Consider the following 15,134-nt stretch of genomic DNA (forward strand, 5'->3'; position numbering starts at 1 on the left):
CAAAGCAAAACAGCGTTTTAATTATTCAATATTGTGACACCTAAAAAAGAAACACTGTTTCATCTTGATGATAATGGCGCTCAATTATCAATCAGGAGAATAAGATGAATTATAAAATACCTCTGGCCCTAATGATGTGTAGCTCCTTTGCTGTTTCTGCTGCCGGGCAGCACGTCTGGAAAGCGATTGCCTTTGGGCAATCAACCGATCTTAACTTTTCGTCTAACGTGTTGCCGGAAAAAATAGGCGTCAACGACGTCACCATTGACGGCAAAAAGCTGACGCCGCAGGACATGGCCGATCTCTCAAAACCCATCACCATTGAAAGTCGTGGCGGCAAGATCGCCAATTCTCACGACGGGTTAACCTTTTTCTATACCGAACTGCCGACTCGCGAGAATTTCGAATTGTTGGCCACCGTCAAAGTTGAGCAGTTTGGCCCGGAGAATGGCGCAAAACCCGCCGCGCAGGAAGGGGCCGGACTTCTGGTACGCGATGTCATTGGCGTGCCGCGCCAGCAGCCGCTAAAAGAGGGTTATGAAGAGTTTCCAGCGGCCTCAAACCTGGTAATGAATGCCATTATGACGCAGGATAAAAAGGACCATCAGCGAGTCAAAATGCAGGCGGTCACCCGCGAAGGGATTTCCCAACCCTGGGGTAACGCGGGCGCGGCAATCAAAAAGCAGAGCTATAAAGAAGAGATCGACCTGGGCAAAACGCCGGAATTTCGCCTGAAGCTGCAACGCACCAACGACGGCTTTATCACCGCCTGGTCTCCCGTAGGAAGTGACGAGTGGATCAGCCAAAGCGTACCGCGTGCGGACTTGATCTCGGTGCAGGATAAAGACCACTATTACGTCGGATTTTTCGCCTCGCGTAATGCCAAAATCACCGTAACGGACGCCTCGCTGACCACCTCGGTCGCAGAAACTTCGGCCTCGAAACCCTGGCAGGCAAAAGCGCTACCGGTTGTCGTACAGCTAACTTCCGCCAGCAAAAGCACCTCTGATAAGTACCTTGTTCAGGCCCGAGCGAATAACGATGGCGTGTTTAGTGTGCGCCAGAACGAAGTGGTGATCGGTAATGATAAAGCAGTCAAAGCCGGGGAAATGTATTCCTTGCCAACCACGCTGACAGAAAATAATACCTTTAACCTGAGCTTTACCCCCGCGCAGGGCGAGGCGATTCAGCAGCAATTTACCGTTGATAAAGTGAATGAATTTACAGAAATGACAATTCACGCCGCGCCTGATGGAAAAGCCGACGGAAAAGGCACGCTCGCCTCGCCGCTGGATTTAGCCACAGCAATTGACCTGCTCGCACCGGGCGGGACTATCGTCCTTAAAGCCGGGGATTATCCGCGCAGCGAAATTCCACTGTCTGCCAGCGGCAACGCCGATCGGCGCAAAATATTGCAGGCAGACGGCAAGGCCGTGATTCACGGTCTGCTGGTGGATGCCAGCTACTGGGATATCAAGGGCGTGGATATTACCGACAAAAGCCTGCGCATACAGGGCAGCCATAACCTGATTGAAAATGTCACCGCATACCGTAACGACGATACGGGCATTCAAATATCGTCCCCGGATAACGTGGGCCGCGCGCTGTGGGCAAGCAATAACCGGGTGATTAACTCTGAATCCTACGCCAATGAAGATCCCGGCAAAATCAATGCCGATGGTTTTGCAGTGAAGATGCGTGTCGGGGAGGGCAATCGTCTGGAAAATTGCTATTCGCACGACAACATCGACGACGGTTTTGATCTGTTTAATAAGATAGAAGATGGCGCAAACGGCGTTGTGGTGATCGAGAATTCAATCGCCCGCAATAACACCAGCAACGGCTTTAAACTGGGTGGAGAAGGGCAGCCGGTGGCGCATGAGGTGAGTAACAGCAAAGCGGAAGGGAATCATCTGGATGGATTTACCGACAACTTCAATCCCGGCAAGCTGGTGGTGACGAACAATGTGGCGGTGGACAATCAACGCTTTAACTTTATCTTTCGTCCGAGCCCGTATGGCAACGCTTCAACGCAAGGTGTGTTCAGCGGGAATAAATCCATACGCACGCAGCCCGGTCGCTATGATGATGCTGTGGTCGGGAATATAGATGAGACGAACTATTTTATCGCGGACGGGAAGAGCGTGAATAACAACGGGGAAGAGCTGCCAGATGGCGCTTCGCTTATCACACAACGGTAAGCGTGGCGCCACTCGGCATACAGCAGATTACAGGTTGAACGTACCGAAAGAGACGTTCATGTTGCTGAAGAGAGCGATGACTTTATTGATCAGTTTCATGTTGGTATCCCAATTTTGCTGGAGTTAATTATGTGACACACATCACAAAAAGAAGTCTACTCCTCAATTTTTAACCGATCAATATTTTTGTGACGAAAATCACAAAATATTAAAACACCTTTTCAGTTCCATAAAATCTGAAACGCAGCCATAAAAAAAGCCAGTCTGGAATCCAGACTGGCTTTTGTGCTTTTCAAGCCGGTGTTACATCGCTTTTTTGGTTAACTCGATAACGCGAAGTTTCGCGATCGCTTTAGCCAGCTCAGCTGAGGCCTGTGCGTAATCCACGTCGCCATGAGAGCTCTTAATGTGCTCTTCTGCTTTACGCTTCGCTTCCAGAGCTCGTGCTTCGTCGAGATCCTGTCCACGAATAGCGGTATCAGCAAGAACGGTCACACTACCAGGCTGCACTTCAAGAATGCCGCCGGACAGATAGATAAACTCTTCATGACCGAACTGTTTTACGATGCGGATCATACCAGGCTTAATGGCGGTGAGCAGCGGGGCGTGCCCTGGGAAAATACCCAGTTCACCTTCACTGCCCGTTACCTGGATTTTCTCGACCAGACCAGAGAACATTTGTTGCTCTGCGCTGACGACGTCCAGGTGGTAAGTCATTGCCATATCACCCTCCGATTAAGGCGTTAAAGTTTTTTGGCTTTCTCGACAGCTTCATCGATGGTGCCAACCATATAGAACGCCTGCTCTGGCAGGTGATCGTATTCGCCTTCCATGATGCCTTTAAAGCCACGGATGGTATCTTTCAGCGATACGAATTTACCCGGAGAACCGGTAAAGACTTCTGCAACGAAGAACGGCTGGGACAGGAAGCGCTGGATCTTACGCGCACGTGCTACCACCAGTTTGTCTTCTTCAGACAGTTCGTCCATACCCAGGATCGCGATGATGTCTTTCAGTTCCTGGTAACGCTGCAGGATGGACTGAACGCCACGCGCGGTGTCGTAGTGTTCCTGACCAACAACCAGTGGATCCAGCTGACGGCTGGTAGAGTCCAGCGGGTCAACGGCCGGGTAGATACCCAGAGACGCGATCTGACGGCTCAGTACCACGGTTGCATCTAAGTGAGCAAAGGTGGTGGCTGGAGATGGGTCAGTCAAGTCATCCGCAGGTACGTATACCGCCTGAACGGAGGTGATAGAACCGGTTTTGGTAGAAGTGATACGTTCCTGCAGAACGCCCATCTCTTCCGCCAGAGTCGGCTGATAACCTACCGCTGATGGCATACGGCCCAGCAGTGCAGATACTTCAGTACCGGCCAGGGTGTAACGGTAGATGTTATCAACGAACAGCAGTACGTCACGACCTTCGTCACGGAACTTCTCAGCCATAGTCAGGCCGGTCAGTGCCACACGCAGACGGTTTCCTGGTGGTTCGTTCATCTGGCCGTAAACCAGGGATACTTTATCCAGAACGTTGGAGTCGGTCATTTCGTGGTAGAAGTCGTTACCCTCACGAGTACGCTCACCCACACCAGCAAACACGGAGTAACCGGAGTGCTCGATCGCGATGTTACGGATCAGCTCCATCATGTTTACGGTTTTACCCACACCCGCACCACCGAACAGACCGACTTTACCGCCTTTTGCAAACGGGCAGATCAGATCCATTACTTTGATACCGGTTTCCAGCAGTTCCTGAGAGCTTGACAGCTCTTCATAGGAAGGCGCTTCGCGGTGAATCGCCCAACGCTCTTCTTCGCCGATGTCGCCTTTCATGTCGATCGGCTGACCGAGCACGTTCATGATACGACCCAGCGTTGCTTTACCAACCGGGACTTCGATCGGATGCTCGAGGTCTTTAACTTCCAGACCACGACGCAGACCGTCGGAAGAACCCATGGCGATAGTACGCACGATACCACCACCGAGCTGCTGCTGAACTTCCAGCACCAGGCTCTCATTACCATTCTGAACCTCAAGAGCATCGTACACGCGCGGTACGGCATCCTGAGGGAATTCGACGTCAACCACGGCGCCGATTACCTGGACAATTTTTCCAGTAGCCATCTTGAATCCTCTACGAATTAACCTGGTTATACCGCGGATGCACCACCGACGATTTCGGTGAGTTCCTGAGTAATGCTGGCCTGACGAGCTTTGTTGTATACCAACTGCAGCTCTTTAATCAGGCTGCCGCCATTGTCGGTCGCGGCTTTCATCGCCACCATACGTGCGGCCTGCTCGCTGGCCAGGTTTTCTACTACGCCCTGATAAACCTGAGATTCAACGTAACGACGCAGCAGGGTATCCAGCAGCGGTTTCGGATCAGGTTCATACAGGTAATCCCAGGCTTTATGTTTTAACTCTTCATCTTCTGATGCCGGCAATGGCAGCAGCTGAGTGAGGGTCGGAACCTGAGACATCGTATTAATAAATTTGTTGCTGACCACATACAGTCTGTCCAGACGGCCTTCATCATAGGCCTGCAACATCACTTTAACCGGGCCGATCAGTTCGGACAGGGACGGGTTATCACCCATGCCGGTCACCTGAGCGACAATGTTGCCACCCACTGAATTAAAGAAAGAAACACCCTTGGAGCCGATCATCGCGATATCGCTCTGAACGCCTTTGTCGGACCAGACTTTCATTTCAGCCAGCAGCTTTTTGAACAGGTTAATGTTCAAGCCACCGCACAGACCACGGTCGGTAGACACCACCAGGTAGCCCACGCGTTTAACGTCGCGTTCTTCCAGGTAAGGATGTTTGTATTCCAGATTACCGTTCGCAAGGTGACCAATCACTTTGCGCATGGTATCTGCATAAGGACGGCTGGCCGCCATGCGCTCCTGCGATTTACGCATTTTGGAAGCGGCGACCATTTCCATCGCTTTAGTGATCTTTTGCGTGTTCTGGACGCTTGCGATCTTACTACGTATCTCTTTTGCGCCGGCCATGAGCTTCTCCTCAATGCCTTGCGGCCTGCCCTAAGACAAGCCGCCGGACGTTACCAGGACTGGGTTGCTTTGAAGGAATCGAGGATAGCTTTCAGCTTGCCTTCGATTTCGTCGTTATAGCCACCGGACTGGTTAATCTCTTGCATCAGCGGAGCGTGATCACGGTCAACGTAAGCCAGCAATGCGGCTTCGAAGCTACCGATTTTCGCCAGTTCCACATCTTCGAGGTAACCGCGTTCAGCCGCGAACAGCACCAGGCCCTGTTGTGCAACAGACATTGGGGCATACTGTTTCTGTTTCAGCAGCTCGGTCACTTTCTGACCATGGCTTAACTGCTTACGGGTCGCTTCATCCAGATCGGAAGCGAACTGAGAGAACGCAGCCAGTTCACGATACTGTGCCAGAGCGGTACGAATACCACCGGACAGTTTCTTGATGATCTTAGTCTGAGCAGCACCACCCACACGGGATACGGAGATCCCTGGGTTAACCGCAGGACGAATACCGGAGTTGAACAGGTTGGTTTCGAGGAAGATCTGACCATCGGTAATGGAAATTACGTTAGTCGGAACGAACGCAGAAACGTCACCCGCCTGAGTTTCGATAATCGGCAGCGCAGTCAGGGAGCCGGTTTTACCTTTAACTTCACCATTGGTGAACTTCTCAACGTACTCAGCGTTAACGCGGGATGCGCGCTCCAGCAGACGGGAGTGGAGGTAAAATACGTCGCCCGGGAAAGCTTCACGTCCTGGTGGACGACGGAGCAGCAGGGAAACCTGACGGTAAGCAACGGCCTGTTTAGACAGGTCATCGTACACGATCAGTGCATCTTCACCGCGGTCACGGAAGTATTCGCCCATTGCGCAACCGGCATATGGCGCCAGGTATTGCAGTGCAGCGGATTCAGAAGCGGTAGCCACCACAACAATGGTGTTTGCCAGTGCGCCGTGCTCTTCCAGTTTACGAACCACGTTAGAAATGGTGGACGCTTTCTGGCCGATAGCCACGTACACACATTTGATACCGGAGTCGCGCTGGTTGATGATCGCATCGATTGCCATCGCGGTTTTACCGGTCTGACGGTCACCGATGATCAGTTCACGCTGGCCACGACCGATTGGGATCATGGCATCAACGGATTTATAACCAGTCTGAACTGGCTGATCAACGGACTGACGTTCGATAACGCCTGGTGCGATAACTTCGATTGGCGAGAAGCCATCGTTATCAACCGGGCCTTTACCGTCGATTGGTGCACCCAGGGTGTTCACCACGCGACCCAGCAGGCCACGGCCAACTGGAACTTCCAGAATACGACCGGTACATTTGACTTTCATGCCTTCGGCAAGGTCAGCGTACGGGCCCATAACTACAGCACCTACGGAGTCGCGCTCCAGGTTCAGTGCGATAGCGTAACGGTTTCCCGGCAGGGAAATCATTTCACCCTGCATACAATCGGCCAGGCCGTGGATGCGGATAACACCGTCACTTACAGAAACAATAGTACCTTCGTTGTGAGCTTCACTCACAACACTGAACTGAGCAATGCGCTGCTTGATCAGTTCGCTGATTTCGGTGGAATTCAGTTGCATGCTCCAGTCCCCTTAAGACTGCAAGACGTCTGCAAGGCGTTCAAGACGGCCGCGTACGCTGCCATCAATGACCATATCACCCGCTCGGATGATTACGCCTGCCATTACAGACTTATCGATTTTGCAATTCAGCTTAACTTTGCGTGACAGACGTTTTTCCATCGCGGCGGTGATTTTCGCAAGCTGTTCTTCACTCAGTTCATTCGCAGAGGTTACTTCAACTTCGGCGGTAGCTTCACTGAGAGCACGTAAGTGCTGGAACTGCTCGAGAACATCCGGGAGCACTCGCAGACGACCGTTTTCAGCCATGACCTTAATCAGGTTCTGGCCATTGTCATCCAGTTGCTCACCACAAATGGCGATAAACGATGCAGCAAGGGTTTCGGGTGCTAGTGCACCGGAAAGCATCTCAGCCACTTGCTCGTTTTTCGTTACCTCAGCGGCAAACGCCAGCATATCCTGCCAGCGATCGACATTTTGGTGTTCGACGGCAAAGTCAAAAGCTGCTTTGGCGTAGGGGCGAGCTACCGTAACAAATTCAGACATCAGCCCCTCCCTCCTTACAGTTCAGCGACAAGTTTGTCCACGATGTCGCTATTAGCAGCTTCATCCACGGAACGTTCGATGATCTTCTCGGCGCCAGCAACAGCCAGAATCGCAACCTGCTTACGCAGTTCTTCACGAGCACGTTTACGCTCAGCATCAATTTCAGCCTGCGCTTGTGCAACGATCTTGGTACGTTCCTGTTCTGCTTCAGCTTTGGCTTCGTCCAGGATCTGAGCACGGCGTTTGTTAGCCTGTTCAATGATTACCTGAGCTTCACCTTTCGCTTTTTTCAGCTGGTCTGTCGCGTTGGCCTGTGCAAGGTCCAAATCTTTCTTAGCGCGCTCTGCGGAAGCCAGACCGTCAGCAATTTCTTTCTGACGTTTCTCGATGGCTGCCATTAAAGGCGGCCATACATACTTCATGCAGAACCAGACAAAGAGAATAAACGCGATGGCCTGGCCGAGGATTGTTGCGTTCATGTTCACAGCACAATACCTCTTTAATTTCTGTGGCTTGGGTTTTTAAAAACGACTTACGCGACAGCAAACATCACGTACAGACCCAGACCTACAGCGATCATCGGGATTGCATCCACCAGACCCATAACGATAAAGAACTGAGTACGCAGCAGAGGAATCAGATCCGGTTGACGCGCTGCGCCTTCCAGGAATTTGCCCCCGAGGATGCCGATACCGATCGCAGCACCGATAGCCGCCAGACCCATCATCACAGCGGCAGCCATGTACAGCAGATCCATATTCAGGTTTTCCATGACAGTCTCCAGTTTGTTTCAATAAAAACGTAGTAGTGGTGGTAAAAAAATCAGTGCTCTTCAGACGCCATCGACAGATAGACGATCGTCAGAACCATGAAGATAAAGGCTTGCAGCGTAATGATCAGGATGTGGAAAATGGCCCATGGCACATTCAGAATCCACTGTGACCACCACGGCAGAAGACCCGCGATCAGAATGAAAATCAGCTCACCCGCATACATGTTGCCGAACAGTCGCAGACCGAGAGAAACCGGTTTGGACAGCAGGCTTACGCCTTCCAGGATCAAGTTGACCGGAATGAACGCCCAGTGGTTGAACGGCTGCAAGGTAAGCTCTTTCACGAAGCCGCTTACGCCTTTCATTTTGATGCTGTAGAAAAGAATCAGGATGAATACGCCCAGCGCCATCGACAGGGTGATATTCACGTCAGCAGACGGAACCACACGCAGTGCAGGCAGGCCGAGAACATGCTCACCGATGTACGGCAGCAGGTCGATAGGCAGAAGGTCCATCAGGTTCATCAGGAAGACCCAGACGAAGACAGTCAGTGCCAACGGAGCAATCAGCTTGCTCTTACCGTGGTACATGTCTTTGACGCTGCCATTAACGAAGCCGATGACCAATTCGATAGCCGTCTGGAATTTCCCTGGAACACCGCTGGTCGCCTTTTTAGCAACGCTACGGAACATGGCCAGGAACAACAGACCCAACACCACCGAGAAGAACATGGAGTCAATGTTGAGCGTCCAGAAGGTGGCCGGGGCGTTATGCGGATCCACCAGCGAGAATGTACGCAGGTCCATCTGAAGGTTCGTCAGATGGTGACCTATGTAATCCTGCGGCGTCATATTTTCTGAAGCCATGATGCCTTTTACCCTTTGTTGTTGATTACAGCTGGCGCCAGAACTTGTACCACCAGCACCAAAACCCACGTCGCGATCAGCGGCAAAAATACCACTTTGAAAACAGCCAGCGCCACCACCAGAAAGGTAAAGGTCAGCAACACCTTACACACTTCACCAAGAGCGAAGGACCAGGCCACGCGGCCTTTGGCAGGTGTATGCGCCTGATGACGCCAGGCAAAAATCATAAACAACATGTTTGGCAAAACCACTGCCAAACCTCCACAAACTGCGGAGATGCCCCAGAAGGGGTCTTTGAGGCAGAACAGCAGTCCACTTGCTATCACAGCCAGAAACTGAATGAACAGAAGCTTACGAGCAACGTTTCGACTCAAGAGCGACACTGACATCACGTTTTTACTCCTGCTCCCTTCGAGGTATGTCGCGTGTCGTATAAAACGTTCTTTAAGGCTCAGAGTCAAGCATCAAAAAGCGGTCAAATTATACGGTGCGCCCCCGTGAATTCAAACATTAAGTAGCGAAAAGGTGAATAAATGTTTAAATAATTTTCCCCAGCGCTCTTTTTTAACTTTTCGCCAAACATTGAACAGTTTGGCTAAACTGCAAACAGCGCGGAAACGTTGAATACAAAGCGTGCACAAGATCACAAAATAAGCATTTACGATAAGGTCATATTTATCAAATCAATAAATCGGTTTATTTCATCTTTATGATATTAAAGATAAATGACAGTAACTATTTTCAAAACAGTCCTGTACACAACAAAAACCACTCATTGACATTTTTAATAAAACTTTAACAACACTTCTCGTTACTGAATTCGACTTTTAGCAGGCTGATATTTTCAGTGTTGACTATCTTTTGGCTTAACCATAGAAATCAGGTTAACTTCAGGAAAAACCACTGTAACAACATGGTTAAAATCAATTCAGAGAAACACCTTTCATAACGCTGATTTTTAACACTCCGGGATCAGCACGAATTACACATTTTTTATTATATTTTTAAAAATTGTTTGGCTTAATTATCACCAAATGCCGTTCGCCATCGAGTTGCGGTACCCGCAGCTTAACAATGGATTCGACGGTATATCCATCAGGGAGTTGGGCGATTTCATCATCAGGAACCAGGCCTTTGAGCGCATAAAAACGCCCCTCTTGCGCGGGCAAATGCTTACACCAACTGACCATATCGTTGAGCGAGGCAAACGCGCGGCTAATGACCCCGTCGAACGGCGGCTCTGACGGGAACTCTTCTACCCTGCTCTGGACCGGCTCAATGTTATTGAGCTTCAATTCATGCTGTACCTGACGCAGGAAGCGAACACGTTTCCCCAGACTGTCCAGCAGCGTGAACTGGCACTCAGGCCGCACGATGGACAATGGAATACCCGGTAAACCAGGGCCGGTACCCACATCAATGAAACGCTGACCCTGCAAGTGAGGTGCAACCACAATACTGTCGAGAATATGGCGAATCAGCATCTCGTTGGGATCGCGTACTGACGTAAGGTTGTACGCCTTATTCCATTTGTTCAGCATATCGACATAGGCCACCAGCTGATTTTTCTGGTGATCGGTGAGCGAAATACCTGCTTCATCCAGCAGACGAGAGAGTTTGTTGAGCACGGTGAATACCTGTTGAAGGACTGACTGGCGGGTGGCGCTGCGCTTACCCGCCCTACGGAATTAGGTAGGCCCGGTAAGCGTAGCGCCACCGGGCAATTTTTCAAGGAATTAAGCGCTGCGGCGCAGCATACCTTGTTTCTTCAGCCACACCAGCAGTATAGAAATCGCGGCGGGCGTCACACCTGAGATGCGCGATGCCTGACCAATCGACACAGGTTTATGATCGTTCAGCTTGGCGATCACTTCGTTGGACAGCCCCGTCACCTGACGGTAATCCAACACCGCAGGCAGCAGCGTGTTCTCGTTACGCTGTTGTCTTTCGATTTCATCCTGCTGACGCGCAATATAACCTTCGTATTTGACCTGGATTTCGACCTGCTCGGCCGCTTCGGCGTCGTCCAGACCTGGCGCGAACGGTGTCATCTGCACCAGCTTCTCATAGGTCATTTCCGGGCGGCGCAGCAGATCTTCCCCGCTGGCTTCTCGTGAGAGTGGCGCAGTCAAGTGAGCGTTCACTTCGGCTACGGATTCAGTCAAAGGATTCACCCAGGACGTTTTCAGACGCTGGCGTTCGCTTTCGATACGCTCCAGCTTCTGGTTGAAACGCGCCCAGCGTTCGTCGTCGACCAGACCCAGCTCGCGGCCCATTTCAGTCAGACGCAAATCGGCGTTGTCTTCACGCAGCATCAGACGATATTCCGCCCGTGAGGTGAACATCCGGTACGGTTCTTTGGTACCAAGAGTGCTGAGATCGTCAACCAACACGCCCAGATAGGCCTGATCGCGACGTGGTGCCCAACCCTCTTTTTCCGCCGAGAAGCGCGCAGCGTTAAGACCTGCAAGCAGACCCTGAGCAGCGGCCTCTTCGTATCCGGTGGTGCCGTTGATTTGTCCGGCAAAGAACAGACCCTGGATAAATTTGCTTTCCAGCGTTGGTTTCAAATCGCGTGGATCGAAGAAATCGTACTCAATAGCGTAGCCAGGACGAACGATTTTTGCGTTCTCCATGCCCTGCATTGAGCGAACAATTTGCATCTGTACATCGAACGGCAGGCTGGTGGAGATGCCGTTCGGGTAAATTTCGTTGGAGGTGAGGCCTTCCGGCTCCAGGAAGATCTGGTGCTGGTTACGATCGGCAAAGCGCATGACTTTGTCTTCGATCGACGGACAATAACGCGGCCCGATCCCTTCGATCACACCTGCATACATCGGGCTTCGATCGAGGTTATTACGGATCACGTCATGGGTTTTTTCATTGGTGTGCGTGATGTAACACGGCACCTGCTGAGGATGCTGAGAAGCAGAACCCATGAACGAGAAGACGGGCATCGGGTTGTCGCCGTGCTGTTCAGCCAGCACGCTAAAATCGATGGTACGTGCGTCGATACGCGGAGGCGTACCGGTTTTCAGACGGCTGACGCGCAGCGGCAGTTCACGCAGACGGCGAGACAGCGAAATGGATGGCGGATCGCCTGCACGGCCACCGCTGTAGTTATCCAGGCCGATGTGAATTTTACCATCGAGGAACGTCCCGACCGTCAGTACAACGGATTTAGCGCGGAACTTCAGGCCCATCTGGGTAACGGCACCCACGACACGATCGTTCTCAACGATAAGATCTTCAACCGCCTGCTGGAAGATCATCAGGTTCGGTTGGTTTTCCAGTGCGGTACGCACAGCCTGGCGGTAAAGCACGCGGTCTGCCTGAGCCCGAGTGGCTCGTACAGCGGGGCCTTTGCTGGCGTTTAGTATCCTAAACTGAATACCGGCCTGATCGATCGCTTTCGCCATCAAGCCGCCTAAAGCATCGACTTCTTTTACCAGGTGTCCTTTCCCAATGCCGCCAATCGCCGGATTACAGGACATTTGTCCCAGCGTGTCGATATTGTGTGTCAAAAGCAGAGTCTGTTGACCCATACGCGCTGCGGCCATTGCTGCCTCAGTGCCTGCATGACCCCCGCCAATGATGATGACGTCAAAAGGATCCTGATAAAACATGCTTTCCTGCCTTGCGTAAAGCGGTTTGAAAATGGATTTAAGCCCGGGCCGTGGATTCTACTCAAGTTTAGTCTTTCGAGAAAGCATTGGGATCTTGGCTATTAAAAAGAAGATCTTCTTATTTAGAGATCTGTTTTACTATGATCTCTTATTAGGATCGCCATCTTCTGTGGATAAGCGGGATCTCGTAAGAAAGATCATAAGGTTAGAAAGGATCGTTTGCTGTGAATGATCGGTGATCCTGCCGCGTATAAGCTGGGGTTAGATCCGGTACTTATACACAGCTCAAAAACCGAGCAAGAGTTATACGTTGGATAACTACCGCTTAATCCAAGCTTTTAACCAGACTTATCCACATCTGATCGCGTGATCTTTAATCGTTATTGAGTAAATTTTTCCATTCACCCAGCCATTCTTCTGCTGGATCCTCTGGAATATCGTGATCGAGGATGTTGATCTTCAGCGTTTGGCCGATCTGTTTTGCCCCACAGGATGCGATCGCGGCTTCTACTTTCTCTACCGCACCGCAAAATGTGTCGTATTCACGACTACCAATCCCAATCGCGCCAAAACGCACGGCTGACAGGTCTGGAAGCTGTTCGAGAAGCTCATCATAGAGAGGCTGCAGGTTATCCGGGATATCACCGGCACCGTGCGTGGAGGTGATAAGCAGCCAGGTCCCATCAGACGGGAGATCTTCCAGTAACGGACCATGCAGTGTTTCGGTTGAGAATCCGGCGTCTTCAAGCTTTTCCGCCAGGTGTTCTGCAACATATTCCGCGCCGCCAAGAGTACTGCCACTGATAAGAGTAATATCTGCCATGATCGCTCGCTCATATAAAGAGGGGAACATCATACGCTGTGAGCGAGCTGGGATCTACCTGTGGAAAATGTGGTAATTAAATTGCCCCGCTAAGGGCGAATGGTACGCATGATAGGGTTCTGCAGGGAGATCAGCGTCTCGGTGGACTGAATTTCATCAATTGTTTGGATCTTGTTGATAAGTACCTGCTGGAGGGCGTCGATCGACCGGCACATTACCTTAATAAAGATGCTGTAGTGCCCGGTGGTGTAATAGGCTTCAGTGACTTCTTCCAGGCTTTCGAGGCGGGCCAGTGCGGAGGGGTAATCTTTTGCGCTTTTCAGAATAATGCCAATAAAGCAGCACACGTCATACCCAAGTTGTTTTGGACTGACGTCGATCCGCGCCCCAGTAATAATCCCCGCCTGTTTCATTTTCTCTACGCGAACGTGAATTGTGCCTGGGCTGACGCCGAATTGTTTGGCCAGTTCCGCATAGGCGGTACGGGCATTGGCCATTAACGCCTCCAGGATGCCGCGATCCAGATTGTCGATCTGATAATTTTCCATAGATTTTTCTTATGAAGATTGAGTAATCCTTCTATTCTAGCGCCTTATTTTAGCGAATCAAAAGTTAAGCTGCCTTTTTGTTGTTTGAATATTGAATTGAGTGCCGTTTTTGTTGCTTAATCAATATCAACAGGACGCAGGAGTATAAAAATGAAAACCGCTTACATCGCAAAACAACGCCAGATCAGTTTCGTTAAATCCCATTTCTCACGTCAGCTCGAAGAGAAGCTTGGCCTGATTGAAGTCCAGGCTCCGATTCTAAGCCGTGTCGGCGATGGGACGCAGGACAACCTGTCTGGTTGCGAAAAAGCGGTACAGGTAAAAGTGAAAACCTTGCCAGACGCTCAGTTCGAAGTGGTTCATTCACTCGCGAAATGGAAGCGTCAGACACTGGGACAACACGACTTCAGCGCGGGCGAAGGGCTCTACACGCACATGAAAGCCCTTCGCCCCGATGAAGACCGCCTGACGGCCATTCACTCCGTTTACGTTGACCAGTGGGACTGGGAACGTGTTATGGGTGATGGTGAACGCCACCTGGGTACGCTGAAATCTACCGTAGAAGCGATCTACGCGGGGATCAAAGCGACCGAAGCGGCGGTGAGTGAAGAGTTCGGTCTGGCACCGTTCCTGCCAGACGCGATCCATTTTGTTCATAGTCAGGATCTGCTGAGCCGTTTCCCGGATCTCGATGCCAAAGGCCGTGAGCGCGCAATCGCTAAAGAGCTGGGCGCCGTCTTCCTGATCGGTATCGGTGGCAAGCTGTCTGACGGTCAACGCCACGACGTCCGTGCCCCAGACTATGATGACTGGAGTACCCGCGATGAGCGTGAACTGGCTGGTCTGAACGGCGATATTTTAGTGTGGAACCCGATTCTGGAAGATGCGTTCGAGCTTTCTTCAATGGGCATTCGGGTGGACGCCGACGCGCTGAAGCGCCAGCTGGCGACAACGGGGGATGAAGATCGCCTGAAGCTCGAATGGCACCAGGCCCTGCTGCGCGGCGAAATGCCGCAAACTATCGGTGGCGGTATCGGCCAGTCGCGTCTGACAATGTTGTTGCTGCAACTTTCCCATATCGGACAAGTACAATGTGGCGTGTGGCCGCAGCAGGTTCGTGAAAGCGTCGGTTCCTTGCTGTAAT

General features: G+C 51.4%; 15 protein-coding genes. 2 read left to right on the plus strand and 13 right to left on the minus strand.

Annotated elements, in window-relative coordinates; translation table 11 throughout:
* The first annotated feature begins 104 nt into the window (after nt 1-104).
* Nucleotides 105-2,201 carry a right-handed parallel beta-helix repeat-containing protein gene (locus JBO43_RS20285; protein ID WP_202674928.1) on the plus strand — a complete coding sequence of 699 codons (2,097 nt, stop codon included), beginning with the start codon at nt 105-107 and terminating at the stop codon, nt 2,199-2,201.
* 303 nt (nt 2,202-2,504) lie between these two features.
* Here JBO43_RS20285 and JBO43_RS20290 read toward each other — a convergent pair whose 3' ends face one another.
* The 13 genes from JBO43_RS20290 to asnC all read right to left on the minus strand — a co-directional run bounded on the left by JBO43_RS20290 (nt 2,505) and on the right by asnC (nt 13,990).
* Nucleotides 2,505-2,924, minus strand: a complete 420-nt coding sequence (locus JBO43_RS20290; protein WP_003023809.1) for a F0F1 ATP synthase subunit epsilon — start codon at nt 2,922-2,924, stop codon at nt 2,505-2,507.
* Nucleotides 2,925-2,944: 20 nt separating this feature from the next.
* On the minus strand, nt 2,945-4,327 hold the full coding sequence (atpD, locus tag JBO43_RS20295; RefSeq protein WP_095284097.1) for a F0F1 ATP synthase subunit beta: 1,383 nt from the start codon (nt 4,325-4,327) through the stop codon (nt 2,945-2,947).
* 26 nt (nt 4,328-4,353) lie between these two features.
* Nucleotides 4,354-5,217 (minus strand): F0F1 ATP synthase subunit gamma, encoded by an 864-nt coding sequence (atpG, locus tag JBO43_RS20300; RefSeq protein WP_095284095.1) that lies wholly within the window; start codon nt 5,215-5,217, stop codon nt 4,354-4,356.
* Nucleotides 5,218-5,267: 50 nt separating this feature from the next.
* Entirely contained in the window at nt 5,268-6,809 is a 1,542-nt protein-coding gene (atpA, locus tag JBO43_RS20305; protein ID WP_095284094.1) for a F0F1 ATP synthase subunit alpha, read from the minus strand.
* A gap of 12 nt (nt 6,810-6,821) precedes the next feature.
* Complete coding sequence (gene atpH / locus JBO43_RS20310; protein ID WP_095284092.1) at nt 6,822-7,355, minus strand: F0F1 ATP synthase subunit delta; 534 nt, start codon at nt 7,353-7,355, stop codon at nt 6,822-6,824.
* A gap of 14 nt (nt 7,356-7,369) precedes the next feature.
* Nucleotides 7,370-7,840: a F0F1 ATP synthase subunit B gene (gene atpF, locus JBO43_RS20315; RefSeq protein WP_095284091.1), complete on the minus strand. Its 471-nt coding sequence runs from the start codon at nt 7,838-7,840 to the stop codon at nt 7,370-7,372.
* A 47-nt stretch (nt 7,841-7,887) separates the two neighbouring features.
* A complete protein-coding gene (atpE, locus tag JBO43_RS20320) occupies nt 7,888-8,127 on the minus strand; it encodes a F0F1 ATP synthase subunit C (RefSeq protein WP_000429386.1) in 240 nt (79 codons plus the stop codon).
* A 50-nt stretch (nt 8,128-8,177) separates the two neighbouring features.
* The gene (gene atpB / locus JBO43_RS20325) at nt 8,178-8,993 is read right to left on the minus strand and encodes a F0F1 ATP synthase subunit A (protein ID WP_095284090.1); all 816 of its coding nucleotides are present in this window, start codon (nt 8,991-8,993) and stop codon (nt 8,178-8,180) included.
* Nucleotides 8,994-9,001: 8 nt separating this feature from the next.
* Entirely contained in the window at nt 9,002-9,382 is a 381-nt protein-coding gene (atpI, locus tag JBO43_RS20330) for a F0F1 ATP synthase subunit I (RefSeq protein ID WP_095284089.1), read from the minus strand.
* Between the two features lie 615 nt (nt 9,383-9,997).
* Entirely contained in the window at nt 9,998-10,621 is a 624-nt protein-coding gene (rsmG, locus tag JBO43_RS20335; RefSeq protein WP_202674929.1) for a 16S rRNA (guanine(527)-N(7))-methyltransferase RsmG, read from the minus strand.
* A gap of 108 nt (nt 10,622-10,729) precedes the next feature.
* A complete protein-coding gene (gene mnmG, locus JBO43_RS20340) occupies nt 10,730-12,619 on the minus strand; it encodes a tRNA uridine-5-carboxymethylaminomethyl(34) synthesis enzyme MnmG (protein ID WP_103947857.1) in 1,890 nt (629 codons plus the stop codon).
* 373 nt (nt 12,620-12,992) lie between these two features.
* Complete coding sequence (mioC, locus tag JBO43_RS20345; RefSeq protein ID WP_202674930.1) at nt 12,993-13,442, minus strand: FMN-binding protein MioC; 450 nt, start codon at nt 13,440-13,442, stop codon at nt 12,993-12,995.
* Between the two features lie 89 nt (nt 13,443-13,531).
* On the minus strand, nt 13,532-13,990 hold the full coding sequence (asnC, locus tag JBO43_RS20350; RefSeq protein ID WP_041689565.1) for a transcriptional regulator AsnC: 459 nt from the start codon (nt 13,988-13,990) through the stop codon (nt 13,532-13,534).
* Nucleotides 13,991-14,140: 150 nt separating this feature from the next.
* Here asnC and asnA point away from each other — a divergent pair, with 150 nt between their 5' ends.
* Entirely contained in the window at nt 14,141-15,133 is a 993-nt protein-coding gene (gene asnA, locus JBO43_RS20355; protein WP_095284083.1) for an aspartate--ammonia ligase, read from the plus strand.
* Nucleotide 15,134: the final 1 nt, after the last annotated feature.

The organism is Lelliottia jeotgali (genome assembly GCF_016771845.1).
Classification (GTDB): Bacteria; Pseudomonadota; Gammaproteobacteria; order Enterobacterales; family Enterobacteriaceae; genus Enterobacter; species Enterobacter jeotgali.

Coding starts and splice junctions, on each gene's coding strand:
- JBO43_RS20285 (WP_202674928.1), top strand. CDS start 105: ATGAATTATAAAATACCTCTGGCCCTAATGATGTGTAGCTCCTTTGCT.
- atpI (WP_095284089.1), bottom strand. CDS start 9,382: ATGTCAGTGTCGCTCTTGAGTCGAAACGTTGCTCGTAAGCTTCTGTTC.
- asnA (WP_095284083.1), top strand. CDS start 14,141: ATGAAAACCGCTTACATCGCAAAACAACGCCAGATCAGTTTCGTTAAA.
- atpB (WP_095284090.1), bottom strand. CDS start 8,993: ATGGCTTCAGAAAATATGACGCCGCAGGATTACATAGGTCACCATCTG.
- atpE (WP_000429386.1), bottom strand. CDS start 8,127: ATGGAAAACCTGAATATGGATCTGCTGTACATGGCTGCCGCTGTGATG.
- atpD (WP_095284097.1), bottom strand. CDS start 4,327: ATGGCTACTGGAAAAATTGTCCAGGTAATCGGCGCCGTGGTTGACGTC.
- mioC (WP_202674930.1), bottom strand. CDS start 13,442: ATGGCAGATATTACTCTTATCAGTGGCAGTACTCTTGGCGGCGCGGAA.
- atpH (WP_095284092.1), bottom strand. CDS start 7,355: ATGTCTGAATTTGTTACGGTAGCTCGCCCCTACGCCAAAGCAGCTTTT.
- asnC (WP_041689565.1), bottom strand. CDS start 13,990: ATGGAAAATTATCAGATCGACAATCTGGATCGCGGCATCCTGGAGGCG.
- JBO43_RS20290 (WP_003023809.1), bottom strand. CDS start 2,924: ATGGCAATGACTTACCACCTGGACGTCGTCAGCGCAGAGCAACAAATG.
- mnmG (WP_103947857.1), bottom strand. CDS start 12,619: ATGTTTTATCAGGATCCTTTTGACGTCATCATCATTGGCGGGGGTCAT.
- atpA (WP_095284094.1), bottom strand. CDS start 6,809: ATGCAACTGAATTCCACCGAAATCAGCGAACTGATCAAGCAGCGCATT.
- atpG (WP_095284095.1), bottom strand. CDS start 5,217: ATGGCCGGCGCAAAAGAGATACGTAGTAAGATCGCAAGCGTCCAGAAC.